The following is an 18394-nucleotide window of genomic DNA, read 5'->3' as shown; positions in this document are numbered from 1 at the left end:
AAAATATAAGTAGAATTTGTAAAGTCCAATAAATATGACTGCAAGTTCTACTAAAGAGGTGATTTAATGTCTGAAATATATGAGAAAATGATAAAGGAAGCCATGCAGGCTCAAAAAGCAGATGTTGAAACAATAAAGAATAAAAGGGGTTCTGATTTCAAAATAAAAGACACCAAGGCCTACTTTGATGTGGTGCAGGGTATGAAGGCCGTGGGGGACCAGAGCCAATCTGTAATTGATTTACATGTTGACTCTGTTAAAGCTCACTACACTATTTTAGACGGTCTAACTGACACCATAAGACCTGAAGACGATCCTTTTGTAGAACACTATCAAACACCAGTGATTTTAGAGATATTATCTGATGAAGATTCTGCTTTTGAAAAAAGTATGGAGGCCTTTATAGAGGCTATAGGAAAAGCAGAAGCTTTAATTGGTAAAGAATCTGTTAGAAGATACGGTGGATTTTATGGACCCACCTGTGTGGTTGATTTTGCATTAATGCCAGGTAGTACCAGTAACACCGTAAATAGAATTCTAAGAGAAACAGACATTCCAGAAATGCACAAACAGGCCATATTATCCGCCAAATCATGGGGTATGAACACTTCTTATGGTATTGGAGAAGTATTTGCCAATGAATTAGAAGGAGGTGCCACCGCAGCAGAAGCAGTGGAAAAAGAAGTGGCCATGGTTAAAAAGATATACCAGGAACCGGTAACTGCCCAGGCTGAACTCATGGATTCTCTAGGACACAGTTCCTTTGATGTGCGTAAATATATGAGCCAATACCGTACTAAAATGGAAAAAACCATAAAAGCGGCCGTAGATGATGGAGTACACTATGGAAACATTTTAACTGTACCGGCCTACTGTGTAGGTGATATATCTCACCACATCGCCCAGTCCACCTTTAATATGTGTAAAGACGATGTTATAATGGGCATAATAGAAGCAACCACTGCCGTAATGGATAAAACACTAAATGATAACTTAAATAACTTCAAAAGCGAGTATGATGTTTTAACCCTGGCTACCGGAGCTTCAGCCTGTGCAGTAGAATACATACTGGAATTAGATGGATTCAATGCACCTATGGTGGTAGATTTACTCACCAAAAGATTCCACAATTACGTACAGCTCTACCCCACCCGGGGAGCAGCCGCAGAACTCCACAACAGTGACTTCATGGATATGATTTTCCGAGGATGGAAACACCTGGATGAAGCACGTAAATTAAGAAATGGTGTTGAAGGTCCATTAGAACCAAAGGTAAGTGGATTTAAAGTGGATTTAGAGCCCATACATCAAAATGAAGTTATCATGAACCCACAACGCTACACCTACCCGGCCTGTGCCATCACCGTAAGGTACTCCTCCCTGATGAGGTTATCTGACTATCCATGTCTGTTAACCAGCGAACCGGTCACCGCCACCTTGATGACCAACATCATTGCTCTGCACAAAGAAAGTGCTGCTTCACCAGCCCGAACATGTAAAAACTGTGCTGCAGCCTCTTTAGTAGATTTCCGTCACAACCACTGCCAGTGGAGAGAAGCGGTATAAAAATCTACTTTTTTATAATTTTTTTGAGGTGAAAAAATATGAAATGTTACATATGTGCCCAGATGGGAAAAGATACTGATGCTGTGGCCGTTTGTATAGTCTGTGGAATGGGACTTTGCATGGACCATGCCATAAGAGAAGAAGTGGACATATGGGAAGGAGGATATCCATTCCCTTCAGAGAAAATGGAAAAAACCATACCTCGAATACTCTGTCCACCATGTTATGAAGGACTAAAAGGGGATTAAAATGGTTTCACTTTCTAAAAGGATGCTTGCAGAGTTCATAGGAACATTCCTGCTGGTATTTTTTGGTGCTGGAGCAGCGGTTATAACCTTAATGATCAGTGCCGGGCAACCCACCCCTAATGAATTTAATATAGGGATAGGAGTACTGGGTGGTCTGGGAGACTGGTTAGCTATTGGTCTAGCATTCGGTATAACAGTAGCAGCATGTATTTATGCATTTGGACGGGTATCGGGTTGCCATATCAATCCGGCAGTTACCATTGCCCTGTGGGCCATTAAGAAGTTCCCATCAGGTGATGTTATACCCTACATAATTGCCCAGCTGGCAGGTGCCTCACTGGCCAGTTTCCTCTTTTTTGCAAGTGTTGGTCCAGATGCCCTGGCCATTGGAGGTTTAGGTGCCACAGCACCATTCCCAGGTATAGGTTACATGCAAGCTATACTGGTGGAGGCCATCGGAACATTCCTGCTCATGATTGCTATTATGGGTGTGGCCGTGGATAGAAAAGCAACTCCTGGATTTGCTGGTCTGATTATAGGTCTAACTGTGGCCGGAGTAATTACCACTATAGGTAATATTACCGGTGCATCCATTAACCCCGCCCGTACCTTTGGTCCTTATCTGGGACAGCTGTTACTGGGTGGTGCCAACTTATGGGAATTTTTCCCTATTTACATCATAGGGCCCCTAGTAGGAGCAGTGCTGGCTGCAGTAGCATATAATTATATGAGTGCAGAAACGGCCACCTGATAAAAAAAATTAAATTTTTTTTTTATTTTTTTTAAAAGATATTTTATCATTAGAAATAATTTTTTTTAAACCCTAAAAAAATAAGATATGTATTTAAAAATAAATTAGAAGGATAATTTAGATATCCTTTCCATGGCTTTTTTAGTATTTTCCAGGGTGTTGAAAGCAGTTATCCTGAAATAACCTTCCCCACTAGGTCCAAATCCTGACCCGGGAGTTCCCACCACATGGACCTCATTTAATAGCAGATCAAAGAATTCCCAGGAGTCCATACCCTCTGGTGTTTTTATCCAGATGTAAGGGGAGTTAACTCCACCATAAACATTCAAACCTATTTTTTCCAGACTATCCCTGATAATCCGGGCATTTTCCATATAATAGTTAATGTATTCTTTTATTTCAGATTGTCCTTCCGGAGTGTATACTGCTTCTGCAGCCCGCTGAATTGGATAGGAAACCCCATTAAATTTTGTGGTTTGTCTGCGGTTCCATAGTGGATTTAAGGCCTGGGCCTTACCTTCTGAATCATAGGCCATTACCTGTTTTGGTACCACGGTGTAGGCACACCGGGTTCCAGTAAAACCGGCATTCTTGGAAAAGCTCCTGAATTCAATGGCCACCTCTTTTGCACCTTCGATTTCATAGATACTGTGAGGTATATTATCTTCCTGAATGTAGGCTTCATATGCCGCATCAAAGAGGATTATAGATTTATTTTCCCGGGCATAGTTTACCCAACGACTCAGTTCTTCTTTGTTTAAGACCGTCCCGGTGGGATTGTTAGGTAGGCAGAGGTAGATTAAATCCACTGGTTCTTCTGGTAGTGAGGGGACAAAATCATTTTCAGCAGTGCAGGGAAGGTATACCAGTTTCTGGTAGCGCCCTTCCTCATCCATAGGTCCGGTTCTACCTGCCATTACATTGGTCTCCACATAAACAGGATACACCGGATCAGTTACAGCCACCACATTATCCAGACCAAATATTTCCTGGATATTACCGGTATCGCACTTGGCCCCGTCACTGATAAAAACCTCGTCTGAATCCAGTTCTATACCCCGGGATTGAAAGTCATTTTTAATTATTTCCTGGATTAAAAAGGAGTAACCCTGTTCTGGTCCATACCCCCGGAAGGTATCCGGTTGTCCCATTTCATCCACTGCATTTTTAAATTCCTTTAAAACCGTAGGAGGTAATGGTTTGGTTACATCACCAATACCCAGGCGAATTATTTCTGCTTTCGGGTTTTCTTCCTGGAATTTATTTACTCTCTGGGCAATTTCAGCAAATATATAACTACTTTTAAGTAATAAATAGTTTTCATTTATTTTTACTACCATGTTTACTACCTTCTATATTTTACATTTAATTAATCAGGGGTGGGCATAATAGAATATTAATTTATCATTAAGTATCTTATCAAGTCGGGCAAATCCAAATCGTTCCATTTGAATAACATCGCCTTTAGTTAATTTATCACAATCCGGTTCAACCCATCCTTTTATGATGCTGGCATCGGGCATTACCACTTCAGTGGAGATATTACTATCAGAAGGCACCCATTGTACAATTTGGGCCTTCAAAGCTCGAGCTTCCTCGAAGGTGTGGCTGTGATAATCCACTTTACCATTTCTAACCTCCACATTTACCGCATCCATTAACCGTAGTATTTGATCTTGTTCTAAGTCATCGGCATTAAGATAAACATTTCCCGTGAAGGGGATTTTTCGGTACCCTCTTTTTAAAAAATCAGGGTGCAGTGGTCTTTCTACTACTCCTAAGACTTCTTCAGGTACATTTTTAATTTGTACTTCCTGTGCATCTCCTACAAAGAAGTAACGGTTGGATTTTTCCTCCAGAATATTACGGTTGAGTCCATAAATCTTTTTCCAGCTGATTATAGAATCTGATATCTTAACCCCAATTTCTTGCATCAATTCATGTATAGCCTGGGGATTTATACCCCTTCGGGCTATGGCCCGGATGGTACCCAGCCGGGGATCATCCCAGCCACTGTATTTACCCTCTTCTATTCCCTGTCTGGCTTTAGATGTACTTAAGGCCACATCATCCATTTTAAGTCTTCCATAATGTATAAAAGCCGGTACTTCCCATCCCATGTGGTCATAGAGATATTTTTGTTTTTCAGAATTGGCCAGGTGGTCTTTACCCCTTAAAACATGGGTTACGCCCATTAAATGATCATCCACCGCCACCGAGAAGTTCATCATAGGATAAATTTTATAGCGAGTTCCGGTACGGGGGTGATCTTCTTCCACCACCCTCATGGCCACCCAATCTCTTATGGCTGGATTTTTATGAGCAATATCTGTTTTTACTCTTAATACAGCTTCACCTTCAGCCATATTCTCCATTTGAGCCCATTTAATTAAATTCTCATCCACAGTTAAATCCCGACAGGGGCAGGGTAGGGAATTGTCTTTTAATTTCTTAAATTCTCCCCCGGGACAATTACACATATAAGCGGCCCCTTTATTTATGAGTTTTTCGGCATAGTCATAATATATGGGGATCCTATCACTCTGAATGAATGTTTCTTGATATTCGACCCCTAGCCAACTTAAATCTTCACTTATCATCTGGTAAGCATCTGGATCAACCCGGCGGGGATCAGTATCTTCTATCCTTAAAATTAGTTTTCCCTGGTATCTATCCACATATTCACTATTTAATACCGCTGCCCGGGCATGTCCTATATGTAATGGGCCACTGGGGTTAGGTGCAAACCTTAAAACGACACCCCGGTGTGGTTGGGGAAGGTTAATGAGTCCTTTTTGTTCAACCTTCTTTTTTTCTTCAATTTTACCCCCAATTTTTTCCAGTTCCAGTGTTTGTTGTTTTAGATCCATAGCATTAACTTTATCTAAAATGGTTCGGGTAATTTTTGCAATTTCTTTAGCCTCTTTTCTTAAATCTGGCTGGGAACTCATTATGGATCCTATTACTGCACCCTGGTTGGCTTTTCCCTTATGTTTAATTGCATTTATAAGGGCGTGTTGGTATACCACCCTTTCCATGTTGCTCATATAAAATCACCTGATTATAGAAAATAATGATCTAATTTTGTCTTTCCAGGACATAATCTGCCAGTAAAATTAAAGCATCTTTAGCTTCAGAGTCTTCAAAGATATCGAGTAGTTCTTTAGCTTTTCTCACGTTATCCAGAGCAACTTTATGAGTATATTGCAAGGAGCCATATTTCTCAAAGATAGCTATTGCTTCACCTACTCCATCAGGATTATTTTCCTTAAGGATGGAGATTAGTTTTTCTTTATCCTCAGGAGAAGCTTTTTCCAGGGCTTTAACCACCATTAAAGTCATTTTACCCTCAACAATATCACTTCCCACTGGTTTTCCCAGGGATTCCTCGTCACTTACCACATCCAGATAATCATCCTGGATCTGGAAGGCCAGTCCAATTAGTTTACCATACTCTTCCAATGCAGCTACTTCTTCCGGGTTTCCCCCGCCAATTATGGCCCCTCCTTTAGTGGCAGCAGCAATAAGGGCCGCGGTTTTTTTATAAATCATATTCATGTATTCTGCTTCACTTACCTCAAATTTTCCTTCAAAGCTCATGTCGCAGGCCTGACCTTCGCAGATTTTAATACAAGAATCAACCACCGTATCTAAAGCTTTTATGACTCTTTTATAGGATGAGTCATCTATACGGGTCCTTATAACTGTTTCAAAAGCCTTGGAAAAAAGGGTGTCTCCCGCCAGGATGGCCATAGGTTCCCCCCATAAAACATGAACCGAGGATTTACCCCGCCTCATATCATCTTTATCCATGATATCATCATGGATAAGTGAAAAAGTATGTATAAGTTCTATAGCAGCAGCAGTTTTAAGAGCATATTCTGCTTTTCCCCCTACAACTTCACAAGTAAGTACCGCCAGAGCAGGCCTTATTTTTTTCCCGCCTGCCTTAATAAGATGATTTGAAGACTCATAAAGGTTAAGAGGAGTTATAGTAGATAGTGCTTCCTCAATTTCATGGTCTATACTTTCTGAATATTTTTTTAAAATTTCCATAACTTCCATCAAACCCCTCCATTAAACACTTGAGCCTGGCCATTTCTTAAAACATGAACATCATTACCCAGTTTATATCCTTCTTCTTCTGCCAGTTCGGCATATGCCCCCAGCATATTCAAGTCACCATGGGCAGGTATGATATGCATGGGCTTAAGCATTCTTATAAAGTCTCTATGGTCTTCTATACCAGCATGCCCTGAGACATGGGCATTAGCATATATCCGGGCTCCACTGGAGACCATTCTCCTCTCCATCAGATTCCGGTTAGCGAAATTTACCGGGCTGGGAATAATTGGTGCTGATATTATCACATTATCACCTCTTTGAATATTAAATTGAGTTTTAGCATTGGCTATTCTAGGTAAAAGAGCATCCACTTCACCTTGATGGCCAGTAGTAACCAGCAGGTATTCTTCCCTCTTATCTTCTGCTCGGGAGAGTGCCTTATTGACTGATTTAGGGCTGCCATACATACCTGCATTTTTTGGAAGTTTCAAAATCCCCATGGATTCGGCCAGACTACAATATCGTTCCATAGAACGACCCAGAAGCATTAATTTACGGTCGCTGTATTTAGCTATGTCACTTATGGCCTGAATACGTTCAATATGAGAAGAAAAAGTGGTTATAATCATTCCTTCCTTTTCCTGTAGCGGGCCTTTCATAACATCTTCCAGTACTATCTTGGCCACCTTTTCAGAATGGGTTTTAACTTCCTCTTTTTCTGTTGCCCGGGTGGTTTCTACAATAAGGGCCAGGACTCCTTTTTTACCCAGTTGCTTCAATCTTTTATAGTCCGGGGGAGGAGAAATCTTCTGATGATTATCAAATTTAAAGTCAAGGGCATAAACTATTATTCCCTCAGAAGTATGTAAAGCAGCAATCACCGCATGAGGAATACTATGAGTAGAGTTAATAAATTCCAGAGTTATATCAGGAGATATCTGACATTTTTCTCCCGGTTTGAGTGATTGGAGAGGATTAGAAACCTTAAATTTTTTTTCTCCTTTTATGGTACTTTCAATAAGAGCCATGGTATAGGGTGTGGCAATAATAGGGGCCCCATACCTATGAGCCAATTTAGCCACCGCACCTATATGATCCAGATGCCCATGGGTAAATACAATAGCCCTTACCTTACCATCCACGTCTTTCATAAGGGTGTCATCCGGTATAATGCCCTTCTCAATTAAATCCAGGCTATGCATTCTTGAAATATCAGTATCCTCATGGATATGTAATCTATCCAGGTGAATGCCCATATCGAATATGATAACCTCATCACCTACCCGAACCGCAGACATGTTTTTTCCAACTTCCTCATATCCCCCCATGGCAATAACTTCCACACTCAAAATTATAGCCTCCGGGCATAGTCTTCAGTATGGAATCCTCTTTCCTTGAGCCATTCTCTTGTTTTTCCCCGAATAACTAAACTTGAGTTTTGAAGTTCCTCTAAATTGGAAGCTCCCACCAGGAACATGGCTGACTTTAAAGATTCCTGAAACCGTTCAATGACTTTAATTACTTCTTTATATCCCATATATGCTTCTTTTAAAACAGGCAGGGCAATTCCAACTCCGTCTGCACCTAAGGCTATAGCTTTAGCAGCATCAAGACCGCTTCTTATTCCCCCAGAGGATATAACCTGAATATTGACTGATTGGCATACTTCAACCGTGCTTATGGCAGTAGGTATACCCCAATCCCAGTAAAGTTCTCCCAGATAACTATCATCTGCCCGGTAGGTTTCCACTGCTGCCCAGCTGGTTCCTCCTGAACCTGCTACATCAATAGCATCAATGCCTTTACCTTCCAGGATTAAAGCATCTTCTTGTGAAATGCCAGTTCCTGTTTCTTTAACAACCACCGGCACATCCACGGTTTTTACAATTTCACCAATAGATTTAGCATAACCCCTTGCATCAAGATCCCCTTCTGGTTGTATGGATTCCTGTAATGGATTTAAATGAACCGCCAGGGCATCAGCATCAATCATTTCCACTGCTTGCGGTGCATATTCTATTTGAGGAGCACCAATATTCCCTATTAAAAGGGCAGAAGGTGCTTCTTCCCGGGCTATGGTATAGGTGGAGGAGAGTTCTGGATTTTCAACCGCCGCCCTCTGGCTTCCCACACCCATGCCAATTCCCATTTTTTCTGCAGCACGGGCTAATTCCCGGTTAATGGCCAGAGCAGCAGGATGGCCCCCGGTAATTGCAGATAGAATTATGGGTGATTGGAGTTCCTTTCCTAAAATTTCAGCAGATATATCGATTTCTTTCTTATTTACTTCACCTAAAGCTCTGTGAATAAGTTCTACATCCTCAAAACCGGTGGTTTTGTTCTTATACTGAACATCACAATGTGCACATAGCAGTAAATGTTCTAATTTTCGATTGGAAATCATGTTAACGCCCTTTAATGATTTAATAATTATTTTAGATGGAATTTTTAGATGAAAATTCCACTAATTTAGATAAAAACTATACTTTTATTTTTTAATAACTGTGCCTGGTACTTTTTTGCCCTTAAGGGCTTCTTCAATCAAGTTATTGCACCCTGCATTGATAATTTCTGATTCAATTCCAAGTTGGGCCAGTTTTAATAATTCTTCAAGTTTACCTATCATTCCGCCAGTTACATCCACCGTGGTGGTTGAATCAACAGAATCCAGTTCCTGAAGGGAAGAAAGGGTTTCAATTATCCGGGGATCTTTATTTAATTTCGGATTTTTATTGAATACCCCATCAACATCAGTTCCCAAAATCACCCTTTCTGGAAGAAGATTTTTCGCCAGATAAGAAATAATCTGGTCCCCTGAAACCACCGCCATTTGGATAGAGGGATCCTCATCTAAAACCACATCCCCATAGATCACCGGTACAAAGCCTTTTTTTAGATAACTATCTACAATACTGATATCTGCTTTATTTATTCGTTTATTTTCCGTGGTGATAAAAGAAGAAGGTTGAATAGAAATAGCAGGTACACCGTGCTTTCTTAAAGCATCACATACAATAGAATTAAGTTTTTTCACCCAGGACTGGGTAATAGCAAATCCCATTCTTTTTTTCTGAAAGTCTTCGTCAGAAGAAAATGGTTTTCCAATGGAGTATTCTTTGGCAAAAGGATGACCATATGATCCTGCCCCATGTACAATAATCAAATCAGATGTATTTGAATTTTTAATTTCTCTGGCAATCCTGTTTAAATGATTATGATTTACAGTAGGTTCTTTTGCAGCCTTATCAGTAATTATGCTTCCGCCTAACTTTAATATTATCATAAAGGCACCTTTATTTATTTATGGTGAATTAAAACTCCTTCTTTTGAAAAATCTGCATTAATTGCACTATCTGTTTTTTGAAGGATATGAAGTACTTCCTCTAGTTTACCCGGGCAAAAGGCAATAATACTTCCCCCGCCCCCTGCACCTGTAATTTTAGAACCTAATGCACCATATTTACGTGCATTAAAAATCATCCGGGAGAGTTCAGGAGTGTTTACTCCCATAGAATCCAATAATCCCTGATTTATATTCATTAATTCCCCCAGGTATTCTTTATCCAGATTATCCTGTGATAGTAATTTTAGGGCCTGGCGGGTAATGTTCCCCACTGATTCAATAACCGGATCCATTATTTGAGGGAATCTTTCTCTTCTTTTTCTAACAGAATCCACCATTTCACCAGTATTGCCCCGGTAAGAAGTGTAACCCAGTATTAGAGAATTATCCAGATAGGCTTGATGGGAGGAAATTTCTGAATTTTCATCTAAATAAACCAGACCACCATTAGTACTAACTGCTGTATCCAGTGGGCTGGCTGCACCCTGAACCATTAATTCAACTTCATGGGCTTTTTTAGCTAAATTAGAAATATCAATATTTTTATGATGTAAATTATATGCTGCTGCAAGTGTGGCAACAGTTACAGCAGCTGAAGAACCCATCCCCGCACCTACAGGCATTTCCATGCTGAGTTCAATTTCCAGAGGGGATCCATCATGGCCCAGAGACAGGGCCCCTAATATATAATTGACAATCCCTTTTTTTTGATTTTTAAGAATATCTATACCTCGGGATAAATCAAAACTAGCTTCAAAATTTAAATCTGTAGATTTAATGGTAGATTTTTTCCCAGAGCTTTTTTTAAGAGAGACATATGCTCTTTTATCAACTGCAAAGGCCAGGGCAGGCTGTCCAAAAACAACTGCGTGTTCCCCAAAAAGAATTGCTTTACCTGGTGCAGATGCCTTGGATTCCATATGTTCACCTTTTAGCCTTCTGTGGCTTAAAATAATTTAATGATGATTATAACATCTTATTAATAAGTGCTTAGTAAATTTGTAACTCATATTTCCCTAATAGTAAAATAAATCATGATATAAATTCATTTAAATAATAGGGAACCATAACCCACCACAGAACTATGATCTCCGGTAATATCTCCGCTGGTAGCATACTTTAAGATTTCAGCGCTCCTGGCACCTAATATTTTAGAGGCTATGCTGGTAGCAGCCACCGGACCATAGCCACACATGCTGATATTGTGCTGACGAATTAAAGCATACATCTGGCTTTCATCTAGCCGGGCAATAGCTTCTAAAAGTAGATGATCATTATGTGCTGCTATTTTTTGAGGCTGATAATGGGTAAAGTCCGTGCTGGCTATGATGACTATATTTCTTTTTAGCTCCTGAGCAGCAGTGGCAATGGATTCTCCAATTTCTAGAGATGTTTCTTCATCCTGCATCCACATGGATACTGGAACTATTTTAAAATCTGATTCAAAGTACTGTAAAAATGGTAAATGGACTTCACAGCTATGTTCCTGAGAGTGTGCCTGAGGATTGGTATCAATGATACTGGATTTAGAAACCATGAGACTGGCCAGTTCCTGATCAATTTCTACCAAGCCCAGGGGTGTTTCCCATTCACCTTTAACCATGGTAGAAACCCCGGAGCCCATTCCAGTATGGTTGGGACATAAAATAACAAAAGTGTCCGGGTATCCGTCTTCTACTAGTTGATAATAGGCATGGGCTGCCACTGGTCCGGAATAGACATAGCCCGCATGAGGGACAACCATACCCATTATGTTATGTTTATGGCCCTTTACCGGTATCTTTCCCGGACCCAGAGTATGCTGGAAGCACCATTTAATCCTTTTTTTTAGAGATGCAGGATTGCTCTCATAGAAAAGTCCTGCAACGGCAGGTTTTCTTATCATACACTCACGACCTTAATAATATAAATTCAGTTTATGTGTTAATTTATATCTTTTAAGCCGTATTAAATTTTCAATTCAAATTCAGTAGCAGGGATATCCAGTTCTTCATCTTCTTTAAGGATTCCTTTTTCACGGAGTAGCTGCTGGGCGAGTAGCCAGTATACCAGAGCAATGGCCTTTCTACCCTTGTTATTGACGGGAATTACCAGATCAACATTGCCCAGTAAATTTTCAGTATCACAAAGAGCAACTACCGGTATTCCAATTTGATTGGCTTCAATAATTGCCTGGGAATCAGATCTAGGATCAGTAATTAAAAGCACCTTAGGTTCTATGAACTTGGCATAGTTAGGATTGGTCAGAGTTCCAGGAATAAATCTTCCAGGTATGGTTTTAGTACCAGTTACTTCACCAAATTTTCTTACCGGTGCTTGGCCGTATTGTCGGGTAGAAACCGCCAGTATATCATCAGTATCATATTTTGCCAGGAATTTGGCAGCATCCATAATTCTATCATTAGTTTTTCTTACATCTAAAACATACAAACCATCGGATCTGACCCGGTAAATATATCTTTCCATATCACTAGTTTTCTGTTGAGTTCCAATGTGCAAACCTGCTGCTAAATACTTGTCGAGTGGAATTAAAAGTTCTGACAACTTATCACCTCATTTTATATATTGTCGCCTCTTGTTTAATCTAAATAGCTTAGACACGAGTACTGATTAAATATTATTTTATTTTTTTTTATTAAGGAGTAAATATTCCTTAACTAAATTAGTTTAAATTAAGAATGGAAAAAGCTTAATCTTCATCTACATCTATAGCCTCTTTAGGGCAGACATCCATGCAGACCTCACATAAGCTGCATTCTTCTAGATTTTGAATTACAATTTTGTCCCCTTCAATTATGAGGACTTCCATGGGGCAGACATCCACACATTCACCACAGTCTGCTCCATCACATTTTTCATAATCAATGACTATTTTTACCATTTATATCTCCTTTATAAGTATTATAAATAAACCAGCAACATAAATTTAAAAAGGATAGTTTGTTAATTTTTTTTTAGTTTATTTATTCAAAGAAGCCATTTGTGGATTAGCAACTTCTTCTTCTATACGTATCAGTTCATTGAGTTTGGCTATTCTCTCCCCACCTAAAGCTCCAGTTTTAATTAAAGGAGCAGAAAATGCCACTGCAAGATGGGCTATAGTTTCATCAGTTGTCTCTCCAGATCTATGGGATACCACAGGGACATATTGATTTTCTCGGGCCAGTTTAACCGTTTCATATGTATCGGTAAGTGTACCAATCTGATTAGGTTTGATGATAATGGAATTTCCAGCTTTCGCATCAATGCCTTCTTTTAGTATTTCTTTGTTGGTTACAAAGATATCATCACCACATATCAGGCATTTATGGCCAATTTTGGAAGTCAGCTCTGAAAATCCCTGGAAATCACCTTCATGTAGAGGGTCTTCCACATAGAACATGTTATAGTTTTCAATTATTTCTTTAACAAATTCTATCTGTTCGGCTGTATCACGGGCTATGTTCTCCTGGGAGTATAAATACTTTTCCTGGGAAGAGTCCCACATTTCACTGGCAGCCATATCCAGGGAAGGTCGAATTTCTATACCCATTTCATCTCCAACTTCTTCACATGCTTTAGATTGGATTTCTAATGCATCGTAATTGGAAAGATTGGGTGCCCATCCTCCTTCATCACCTTTACCACCCGTGAAGGTTTTATCTTTTAACTGGATGAATTCTTTAATCTTTTTATGAACATTTGAATTGGCAAAAACTGCTTCGGTGATGTTACTAGCACCAGCTGGAACCACCAAAAACTCCTGGATATCAGGAGCATGTTTTCCTGCATGTGCCCCTCCATTAATCATATTACCCAGAGGATATGGTATTTCAGTACGCATACTGCCGCCTAAAAATTTATATAACGGCATATTATAGGAAGCTGCTGCCGCCTTAGCCACAGCCATAGAAACTGCTACAGTGGTATTTCCACCAATGGCTGAAAGATTTTCAGTACCATCAATTTCCTTAAGTACCAGGTCAATATCCTGCAGGTCCTCTGCATCCATACCTATTAGTTCCGAGGATATAACATCCTCTACTTCGCCAATAATCTTATCTACCCCACCTTCAGGAAAGGCTACAACTTCGCGAGATCCGGTACTGGCTCCACTAGGAGCAGCAGCTCTTCCAAATCCATTCCAAGTTATAACATCTACTTCCAGTGTAGGGTTTCCTCTACTATCTAAAATCTTCCTTACACGGACGTCTTCAATAACGCTATCCACAAAAACACCTCTTTAGGCAAAAATAATGGTTATTTTCTAATATCTAGAGGGATAACTTTCTTCTTAAGTTCTAATGTAGCTATATCAATAGGATCAAGAGAATTTGGAACATCAACTAATGGTGTTGCTCCCATAGAAAGCTGAAGAGCTCTTGCGCCTATAATTCTGGCCTTTTCAAAACGGGTTAATTTACTTGATGCCATATCATCTCATCCCCAAAAAATTATATTTTCTAATTACAGTATGATGATAATTATTAAATTAAAGTAATGGGACCGCCGAGATTTGAACTCGGGTCTCCAGCGTTCCGGTGTTGACCATCCCCGATCCAGTTGAATAAATGGCCTAGAATCATACCAGTTTTAATCCCCGCTACTTGCAAGGCCTGTAATATTCTTTAGATATTTAATTCAATGGCTGGGAGGATGGACCAAGCTACCCTACGGTCCCTACCATGTTTCTACATGAGAAATCAACATTCTTCTGCAACAATATCGATTTACTCCTAAATCATCTAAAACTACCTTAGGGTCTTCTCCCTCTGCAGTTCTATTCTGGTATTCATCGAAATATGCAGATACCACTTTGCCGCAGCTTATACATCTTACAGGAATCATAATAAATCAACGATTCTTATTTTTTTATAAATATAAAAGAATATAAGGTTATCGACTTATCGATAACTTTTCTGTTTTCTAGCTCTAGCTCCTCTTCCACCGTACTTTTTAGGTTCGGATCTTCGAGGATCTCCAACCAGCATGGTTCTGTCGTACTGAACAAACTTTTCCTTCAAATCCATGTCACTGGTCCACTGTACCAATCCTTTAGCAATGACCATACGGGCAGCTTCTGCCTGGCCCATTACTCCGCCGCCAATGACTTTTACATCAATATCCAGGTCATTGGTAATGTCTCCAGCTAAGGTTAGAGGTTCTGCTATTTTCAGGCGAGCTATTTCCGGGTCGTAAAGTTCAACCGGACATTTATTTATCCGCACTCTACCTTTACCCTCTTTCACAGTACCCCGGGCAATAGCAGTTTTTCTCTTTCCGCTAGTATGAACAACTTTTTTCATCTATACACTTCCCTTCTTAATATAATCGTTTTAAACATAAATAGCTAATTTAAAATTTAGCTCCCAGAAGTTTAGATATTTCTCCCAGTTCTATGCCTTTTTTAATATTTTCAAACTGTGCTTCCGGTATTTGATCAAGTTCAACTTCATTGAATTCTCGGGGGATTCCAACAAATGCTTTGAAGCCTTTAAAAGCTTCTCTACCTTTTGATTTTTTATAAGGAAGCATTCCTCTAACAGTTCTTCTAAATATATCATCTGGCCGTCTAGGGTATTTAGGACCCATGTCACGAGGGTTAGAAATACTGGCCCGGTCAACTCTCTGTTTGTATTTATTGTATGTCCACTCTTTGGAACCGGTGATCATTATCTTTTCAGCATTTAGAACCACCACTTTCTCTCCTTCTAAGAGTTTTTGACTTACCACACTGGCCAGCCTTCCCATGATGTGTCCTTCTCCATTTATAATCATAAAAACACCACTTATCTTTTTTTAACAGGTTGTTTTCCTGATACTTATTCAATAATTCGAATATTGCTCCCCTTAGGATTTTCTTCCAGTATGGTAGCTATATCCAGGCATTCTCCGCCTGCCTCTTTAATTTTTTCTTGAGCCATTTTAGAAAATCCAAGTGCTACAACCTGTACTTTATGATCCAGATTGCCGCTTCCCAGAACTTTTCCAGGTATTAAAATTGTTTCATCTACACTGGAATTTCTACTGATTTTAGATAAATTTACCTGGGCTCTTCGGCGGTTAGACCTTTCTAATCGTTTGGCCAAGTCCTTCCAGATGGCCGCTTGTTCTTGATTAGATTGTTTCCTAAGATTTATTATTAATTCAATGATATTAGGATTAGTTTTGGTAATTTTTCTTACCATTATTAGCTTCCTCCTTCACAAAACGTTATAATTTTATCTGCTTTATTTGATAAAACATCGCAAGCTTTGATTAAAACCTCTTCCGGAGGTATTGATCCGTCTGTTTCTATAGTGAAAATGAAATCACCATCTTTATGACCTATAGTAATGTACTTATGGTCACAAACCCTCACACAACTCTTACACATGGAACAGTTTTCCAGGTCAACCACCTTTATCTGGTTGTCCTTTTCATCAAATTCCAGAACACCTCGAGGGCATGCATCTGCGCATTTCTGGCACTGATCACAATTTTCATCAATAGTTATATGAGGATAGTATTTGTAAGCGCATGCCGTGGTTGGTTCCCATTTAGCATGGTCCATACCAACGCCTAGTCGGGCAGTGGCTTCCAGTTCAACTTCCTGATCCTCCATGAGTTTTAGAAGAGGTATAGTATCGTATACTGGTTTTATTTTTGAGTCTTCTGAAGATAAGTCCCTGCTGTAAACTACCCCTGGTCCTTTTTTTCGTAGTACCAGAGATACACTGCACTTAGGGCATTGGTCCTCGCAATCACATTCTGAAGGTATCAAAAGAGCTTCAGCAGATTCAGAATCAGAAAATAAAGGAATCAAACCAAGACGATGAGCTAAAACCTCATCGAACATAGCAGATTCATTTTTAATCATATGCACGTCTTCTATTGCTATTTTAGGAACTTCCATCATGCAGATCCGGCGAATAGCATTGGCAAAAGACAGGTCTGAATCTCGAATTACGAAAACGAGTTCATTTTCTTGCTTTTTTTTGACATCAATCTCCATATTAGACCCTTCTTCCTCTCTTACCTCCAGGCCTTCCAGTCCCGTCGTGAGGTATGGGAGTTACATCTTCTATTTTTCCAATCCTTATACCTGCCCTGGCCAAAGCCCTGATGGTGGCCTGAGCACCTGGACCTGGAGTACGGGGACCGTTTCCACCAGGAGCACGTACCTTAATATGTAATCCTACGATTCCTTTTTCCCTTGCATCATCAGCAGCACGAGTAGCCGCTTCCATAGCAGCAAAAGGAGATGATTCCTGCCTATCAGCACGAACTACCTTTCCACCAGACCATTGAGTTATGGTTTCTGCTCCGGTTATATCTGTAATAGTTATGATAGTATTGTTAAATGATGAGTAAATATTAGCAATACCCCATTTTTCTTTTTCCGCCATTTTATCTCCTCTTAATCTGAACTTTCCTTAGCAGCTGCGGTTTTTTCAGTTTTAAATTGTTTAGCCACAGGGGATGAAAAATAGAAATCTATTATATCTTCTTCTCCTCTTTTAACCATATAGCTGGGGGATGTTACCTTTTTACCATCCATGGCAATGTGACCATGCACCACAAATATTCTAGCTTCTTTAGCTGTTCGAGATAATCCTTTCTGATGGACTACCGTTTGAAGCCTTCTTTTTAAAACATCTTCCACAGTTAAATTCAAAACATCTTCCAGTTTAGAATTTTCAGCCAGTATACCCAGACGGATTAAATGTGCTAAAAGCTGTTTTCTTTCTGTGGGGGTATGTTCGGTAGCCACACCCAGTAAATGCCGGGCATCTCTACGGTACCTTCTAACCATGGTCTCTGCTTTCCAAACTTCTTTTTTGGATTTTAAACCATATTTGGATACCAGTTTATTTTCGTTCTTAATCCTTTCAGCATTCCAGGGGTGAGGAGGAGTATCGTATTGCTTTCTTGATTTTCTTGGATGTCCCATAATAATGTCTCCTTATAGTCGATAATCTAAGTTATTGTCTTCCCTTCCTTCTCCTTACACCTACAGAACTACCTTTTCTGAAAGTTGACTTGGTCCTTTGTCCCCTTACTGGTAATCCTACTTCATGTCGCCTGCCCTTGTAACTTCGGGTCTTTTTCATTCGATTTAAATCATCTCTGAGAGTCATAGCCAGATCTGATTCAATTAAATGTACAGTGACACCAGTTTCATAATCATTACGCCGGTTCAACATCCAGTCAGGAATATCGTACTTTTTAGGATCTTTTAAAGCTTCTTCGATTTTTAAAATATCCTCGTCAGAAATATAACCAATTTTTTGTTCAAGATCAAAACCCATGGCAATGCCAATGGCCTTGGATAAACCTTCTCCAATACCTTTGATAGTAGTTAGAGCATTTAAAAGTGGTTTATTACCATCTATATCTTTTCGGGCAATACGCACCAAATGCTTAAAATCTTCTTCCATTTATTAACCTCCAATTTAGAGC

23 protein-coding genes and 1 tRNA gene are annotated in these 18394 nt (G+C 39.7%); 3 read left to right on the top strand and 21 right to left on the bottom strand.

The genetic code is table 11. The features are described 5' to 3' along the window. Positions 1–66: 66 nt before the first annotated feature. Genes HYG87_RS09410 through HYG87_RS09400 form a run of 3 tightly spaced genes read left to right on the top strand, consistent with a single transcriptional unit; the run spans position 67 to position 2565 of the window. Positions 67–1566: a DUF2193 domain-containing protein gene (locus HYG87_RS09410; RefSeq protein ID WP_211532912.1), complete on the top strand. Its 1500-nt coding sequence runs from the start codon at positions 67–69 to the stop codon at positions 1564–1566. 38 nt (positions 1567–1604) lie between these two features. Next, complete coding sequence (locus tag HYG87_RS09405) at positions 1605–1814, top strand: DUF2180 family protein (protein ID WP_211532911.1); 210 nt, start codon at positions 1605–1607, stop codon at positions 1812–1814. Between the two features lies 1 nt (position 1815). Continuing rightward, entirely contained in the window at positions 1816–2565 is a 750-nt protein-coding gene (locus tag HYG87_RS09400; protein ID WP_211532910.1) for an MIP/aquaporin family protein, read from the top strand. A 104-nt stretch (positions 2566–2669) separates the two neighbouring features. Here HYG87_RS09400 and HYG87_RS09395 read toward each other — a convergent pair whose 3' ends face one another. From HYG87_RS09395 to HYG87_RS09295, 21 genes are all read right to left on the bottom strand, one after another. After that, positions 2670–3905 (bottom strand): LL-diaminopimelate aminotransferase, encoded by a 1236-nt coding sequence (locus HYG87_RS09395; RefSeq protein ID WP_211532909.1) that lies wholly within the window; start codon positions 3903–3905, stop codon positions 2670–2672. A 33-nt stretch (positions 3906–3938) separates the two neighbouring features. Further along, entirely contained in the window at positions 3939–5612 is a 1674-nt protein-coding gene (locus HYG87_RS09390; protein WP_211532908.1) for a glutamate--tRNA ligase, read from the bottom strand. A gap of 31 nt (positions 5613–5643) precedes the next feature. Then, the gene (gene idsA / locus HYG87_RS09385; RefSeq protein ID WP_211532907.1) at positions 5644–6630 is read right to left on the bottom strand and encodes a short chain isoprenyl diphosphate synthase IdsA; all 987 of its coding nucleotides are present in this window, start codon (positions 6628–6630) and stop codon (positions 5644–5646) included. Beyond that, entirely contained in the window at positions 6630–7979 is a 1350-nt protein-coding gene (locus tag HYG87_RS09380) for an RNase J family beta-CASP ribonuclease (protein ID WP_211532906.1), read from the bottom strand. Before HYG87_RS09380 ends, idsA begins: the two co-directional genes overlap by 1 nt. 2 nt (positions 7980–7981) lie before the next feature. Then, entirely contained in the window at positions 7982–9034 is a 1053-nt protein-coding gene (gene fni, locus HYG87_RS09375) for a type 2 isopentenyl-diphosphate Delta-isomerase (protein WP_211532905.1), read from the bottom strand. Positions 9035–9118: 84 nt separating this feature from the next. Next, a complete protein-coding gene (locus tag HYG87_RS09370; protein WP_211532904.1) occupies positions 9119–9913 on the bottom strand; it encodes an isopentenyl phosphate kinase in 795 nt (264 codons plus the stop codon). A 14-nt stretch (positions 9914–9927) separates the two neighbouring features. Continuing rightward, positions 9928–10893 carry a mevalonate kinase gene (gene mvk / locus HYG87_RS09365; protein ID WP_211532903.1) on the bottom strand — a complete coding sequence of 322 codons (966 nt, stop codon included), beginning with the start codon at positions 10891–10893 and terminating at the stop codon, positions 9928–9930. A gap of 125 nt (positions 10894–11018) precedes the next feature. Next, positions 11019–11858, bottom strand: coding sequence for an AmmeMemoRadiSam system protein B (gene amrB / locus HYG87_RS09360; protein WP_211532902.1), 840 nt, complete (start codon positions 11856–11858; stop codon positions 11019–11021). A 62-nt stretch (positions 11859–11920) separates the two neighbouring features. Then, positions 11921–12517: a 30S ribosomal protein S2 gene (gene rpsB / locus HYG87_RS09355; RefSeq protein ID WP_211532901.1), complete on the bottom strand. Its 597-nt coding sequence runs from the start codon at positions 12515–12517 to the stop codon at positions 11921–11923. A gap of 145 nt (positions 12518–12662) precedes the next feature. After that, entirely contained in the window at positions 12663–12854 is a 192-nt protein-coding gene (locus HYG87_RS09350) for a 4Fe-4S dicluster domain-containing protein (protein WP_211532900.1), read from the bottom strand. A 78-nt stretch (positions 12855–12932) separates the two neighbouring features. Then, positions 12933–14183: a phosphopyruvate hydratase gene (gene eno, locus HYG87_RS09345; protein ID WP_211532899.1), complete on the bottom strand. Its 1251-nt coding sequence runs from the start codon at positions 14181–14183 to the stop codon at positions 12933–12935. A gap of 29 nt (positions 14184–14212) precedes the next feature. After that, the gene (locus tag HYG87_RS09340; RefSeq protein WP_211532898.1) at positions 14213–14386 is read right to left on the bottom strand and encodes a DNA-directed RNA polymerase subunit K; all 174 of its coding nucleotides are present in this window, start codon (positions 14384–14386) and stop codon (positions 14213–14215) included. Between the two features lie 67 nt (positions 14387–14453). Next, a tRNA-Gln gene (locus HYG87_RS09335) sits at positions 14454–14633 on the bottom strand. Next, positions 14633–14800: a DNA-directed RNA polymerase subunit N gene (locus HYG87_RS09330; protein ID WP_211532897.1), complete on the bottom strand. Its 168-nt coding sequence runs from the start codon at positions 14798–14800 to the stop codon at positions 14633–14635. Before HYG87_RS09330 ends, HYG87_RS09335 begins: the two co-directional genes overlap by 1 nt. A 56-nt stretch (positions 14801–14856) precedes the next feature. Next, positions 14857–15258: a 30S ribosomal protein S9 gene (locus HYG87_RS09325; RefSeq protein WP_211532896.1), complete on the bottom strand. Its 402-nt coding sequence runs from the start codon at positions 15256–15258 to the stop codon at positions 14857–14859. Between the two features lie 49 nt (positions 15259–15307). Beyond that, positions 15308–15730, bottom strand: a complete 423-nt coding sequence (locus HYG87_RS09320) for a 50S ribosomal protein L13 (protein ID WP_211532895.1) — start codon at positions 15728–15730, stop codon at positions 15308–15310. A gap of 44 nt (positions 15731–15774) precedes the next feature. Next, a complete protein-coding gene (locus HYG87_RS09315; RefSeq protein ID WP_211532894.1) occupies positions 15775–16140 on the bottom strand; it encodes a 50S ribosomal protein L18e in 366 nt (121 codons plus the stop codon). A 2-nt stretch (positions 16141–16142) separates the two neighbouring features. Beyond that, on the bottom strand, positions 16143–16946 hold the full coding sequence (locus tag HYG87_RS09310) for a DNA-directed RNA polymerase subunit D (protein ID WP_211532893.1): 804 nt from the start codon (positions 16944–16946) through the stop codon (positions 16143–16145). Between the two features lies 1 nt (position 16947). Then, positions 16948–17340, bottom strand: coding sequence for a 30S ribosomal protein S11 (locus HYG87_RS09305; protein WP_211532892.1), 393 nt, complete (start codon positions 17338–17340; stop codon positions 16948–16950). An 11-nt stretch (positions 17341–17351) separates the two neighbouring features. Next, on the bottom strand, positions 17352–17885 hold the full coding sequence (locus HYG87_RS09300) for a 30S ribosomal protein S4 (RefSeq protein ID WP_211532891.1): 534 nt from the start codon (positions 17883–17885) through the stop codon (positions 17352–17354). Positions 17886–17916: 31 nt separating this feature from the next. Then, entirely contained in the window at positions 17917–18372 is a 456-nt protein-coding gene (locus HYG87_RS09295; protein ID WP_211532890.1) for a 30S ribosomal protein S13, read from the bottom strand. Between the last annotated feature and the right edge of the window lie 22 nt (positions 18373–18394).

The sequence above is a fragment of the Methanobacterium alkalithermotolerans genome (genome assembly GCF_018141185.1).
Lineage (GTDB): Archaea > Methanobacteriota > Methanobacteria > Methanobacteriales > Methanobacteriaceae > Methanobacterium_F > Methanobacterium_F alkalithermotolerans.
Note: the sequence above shows the minus strand (reverse complement) of the source record. Positions and strands in the feature narration are given on the sequence as shown.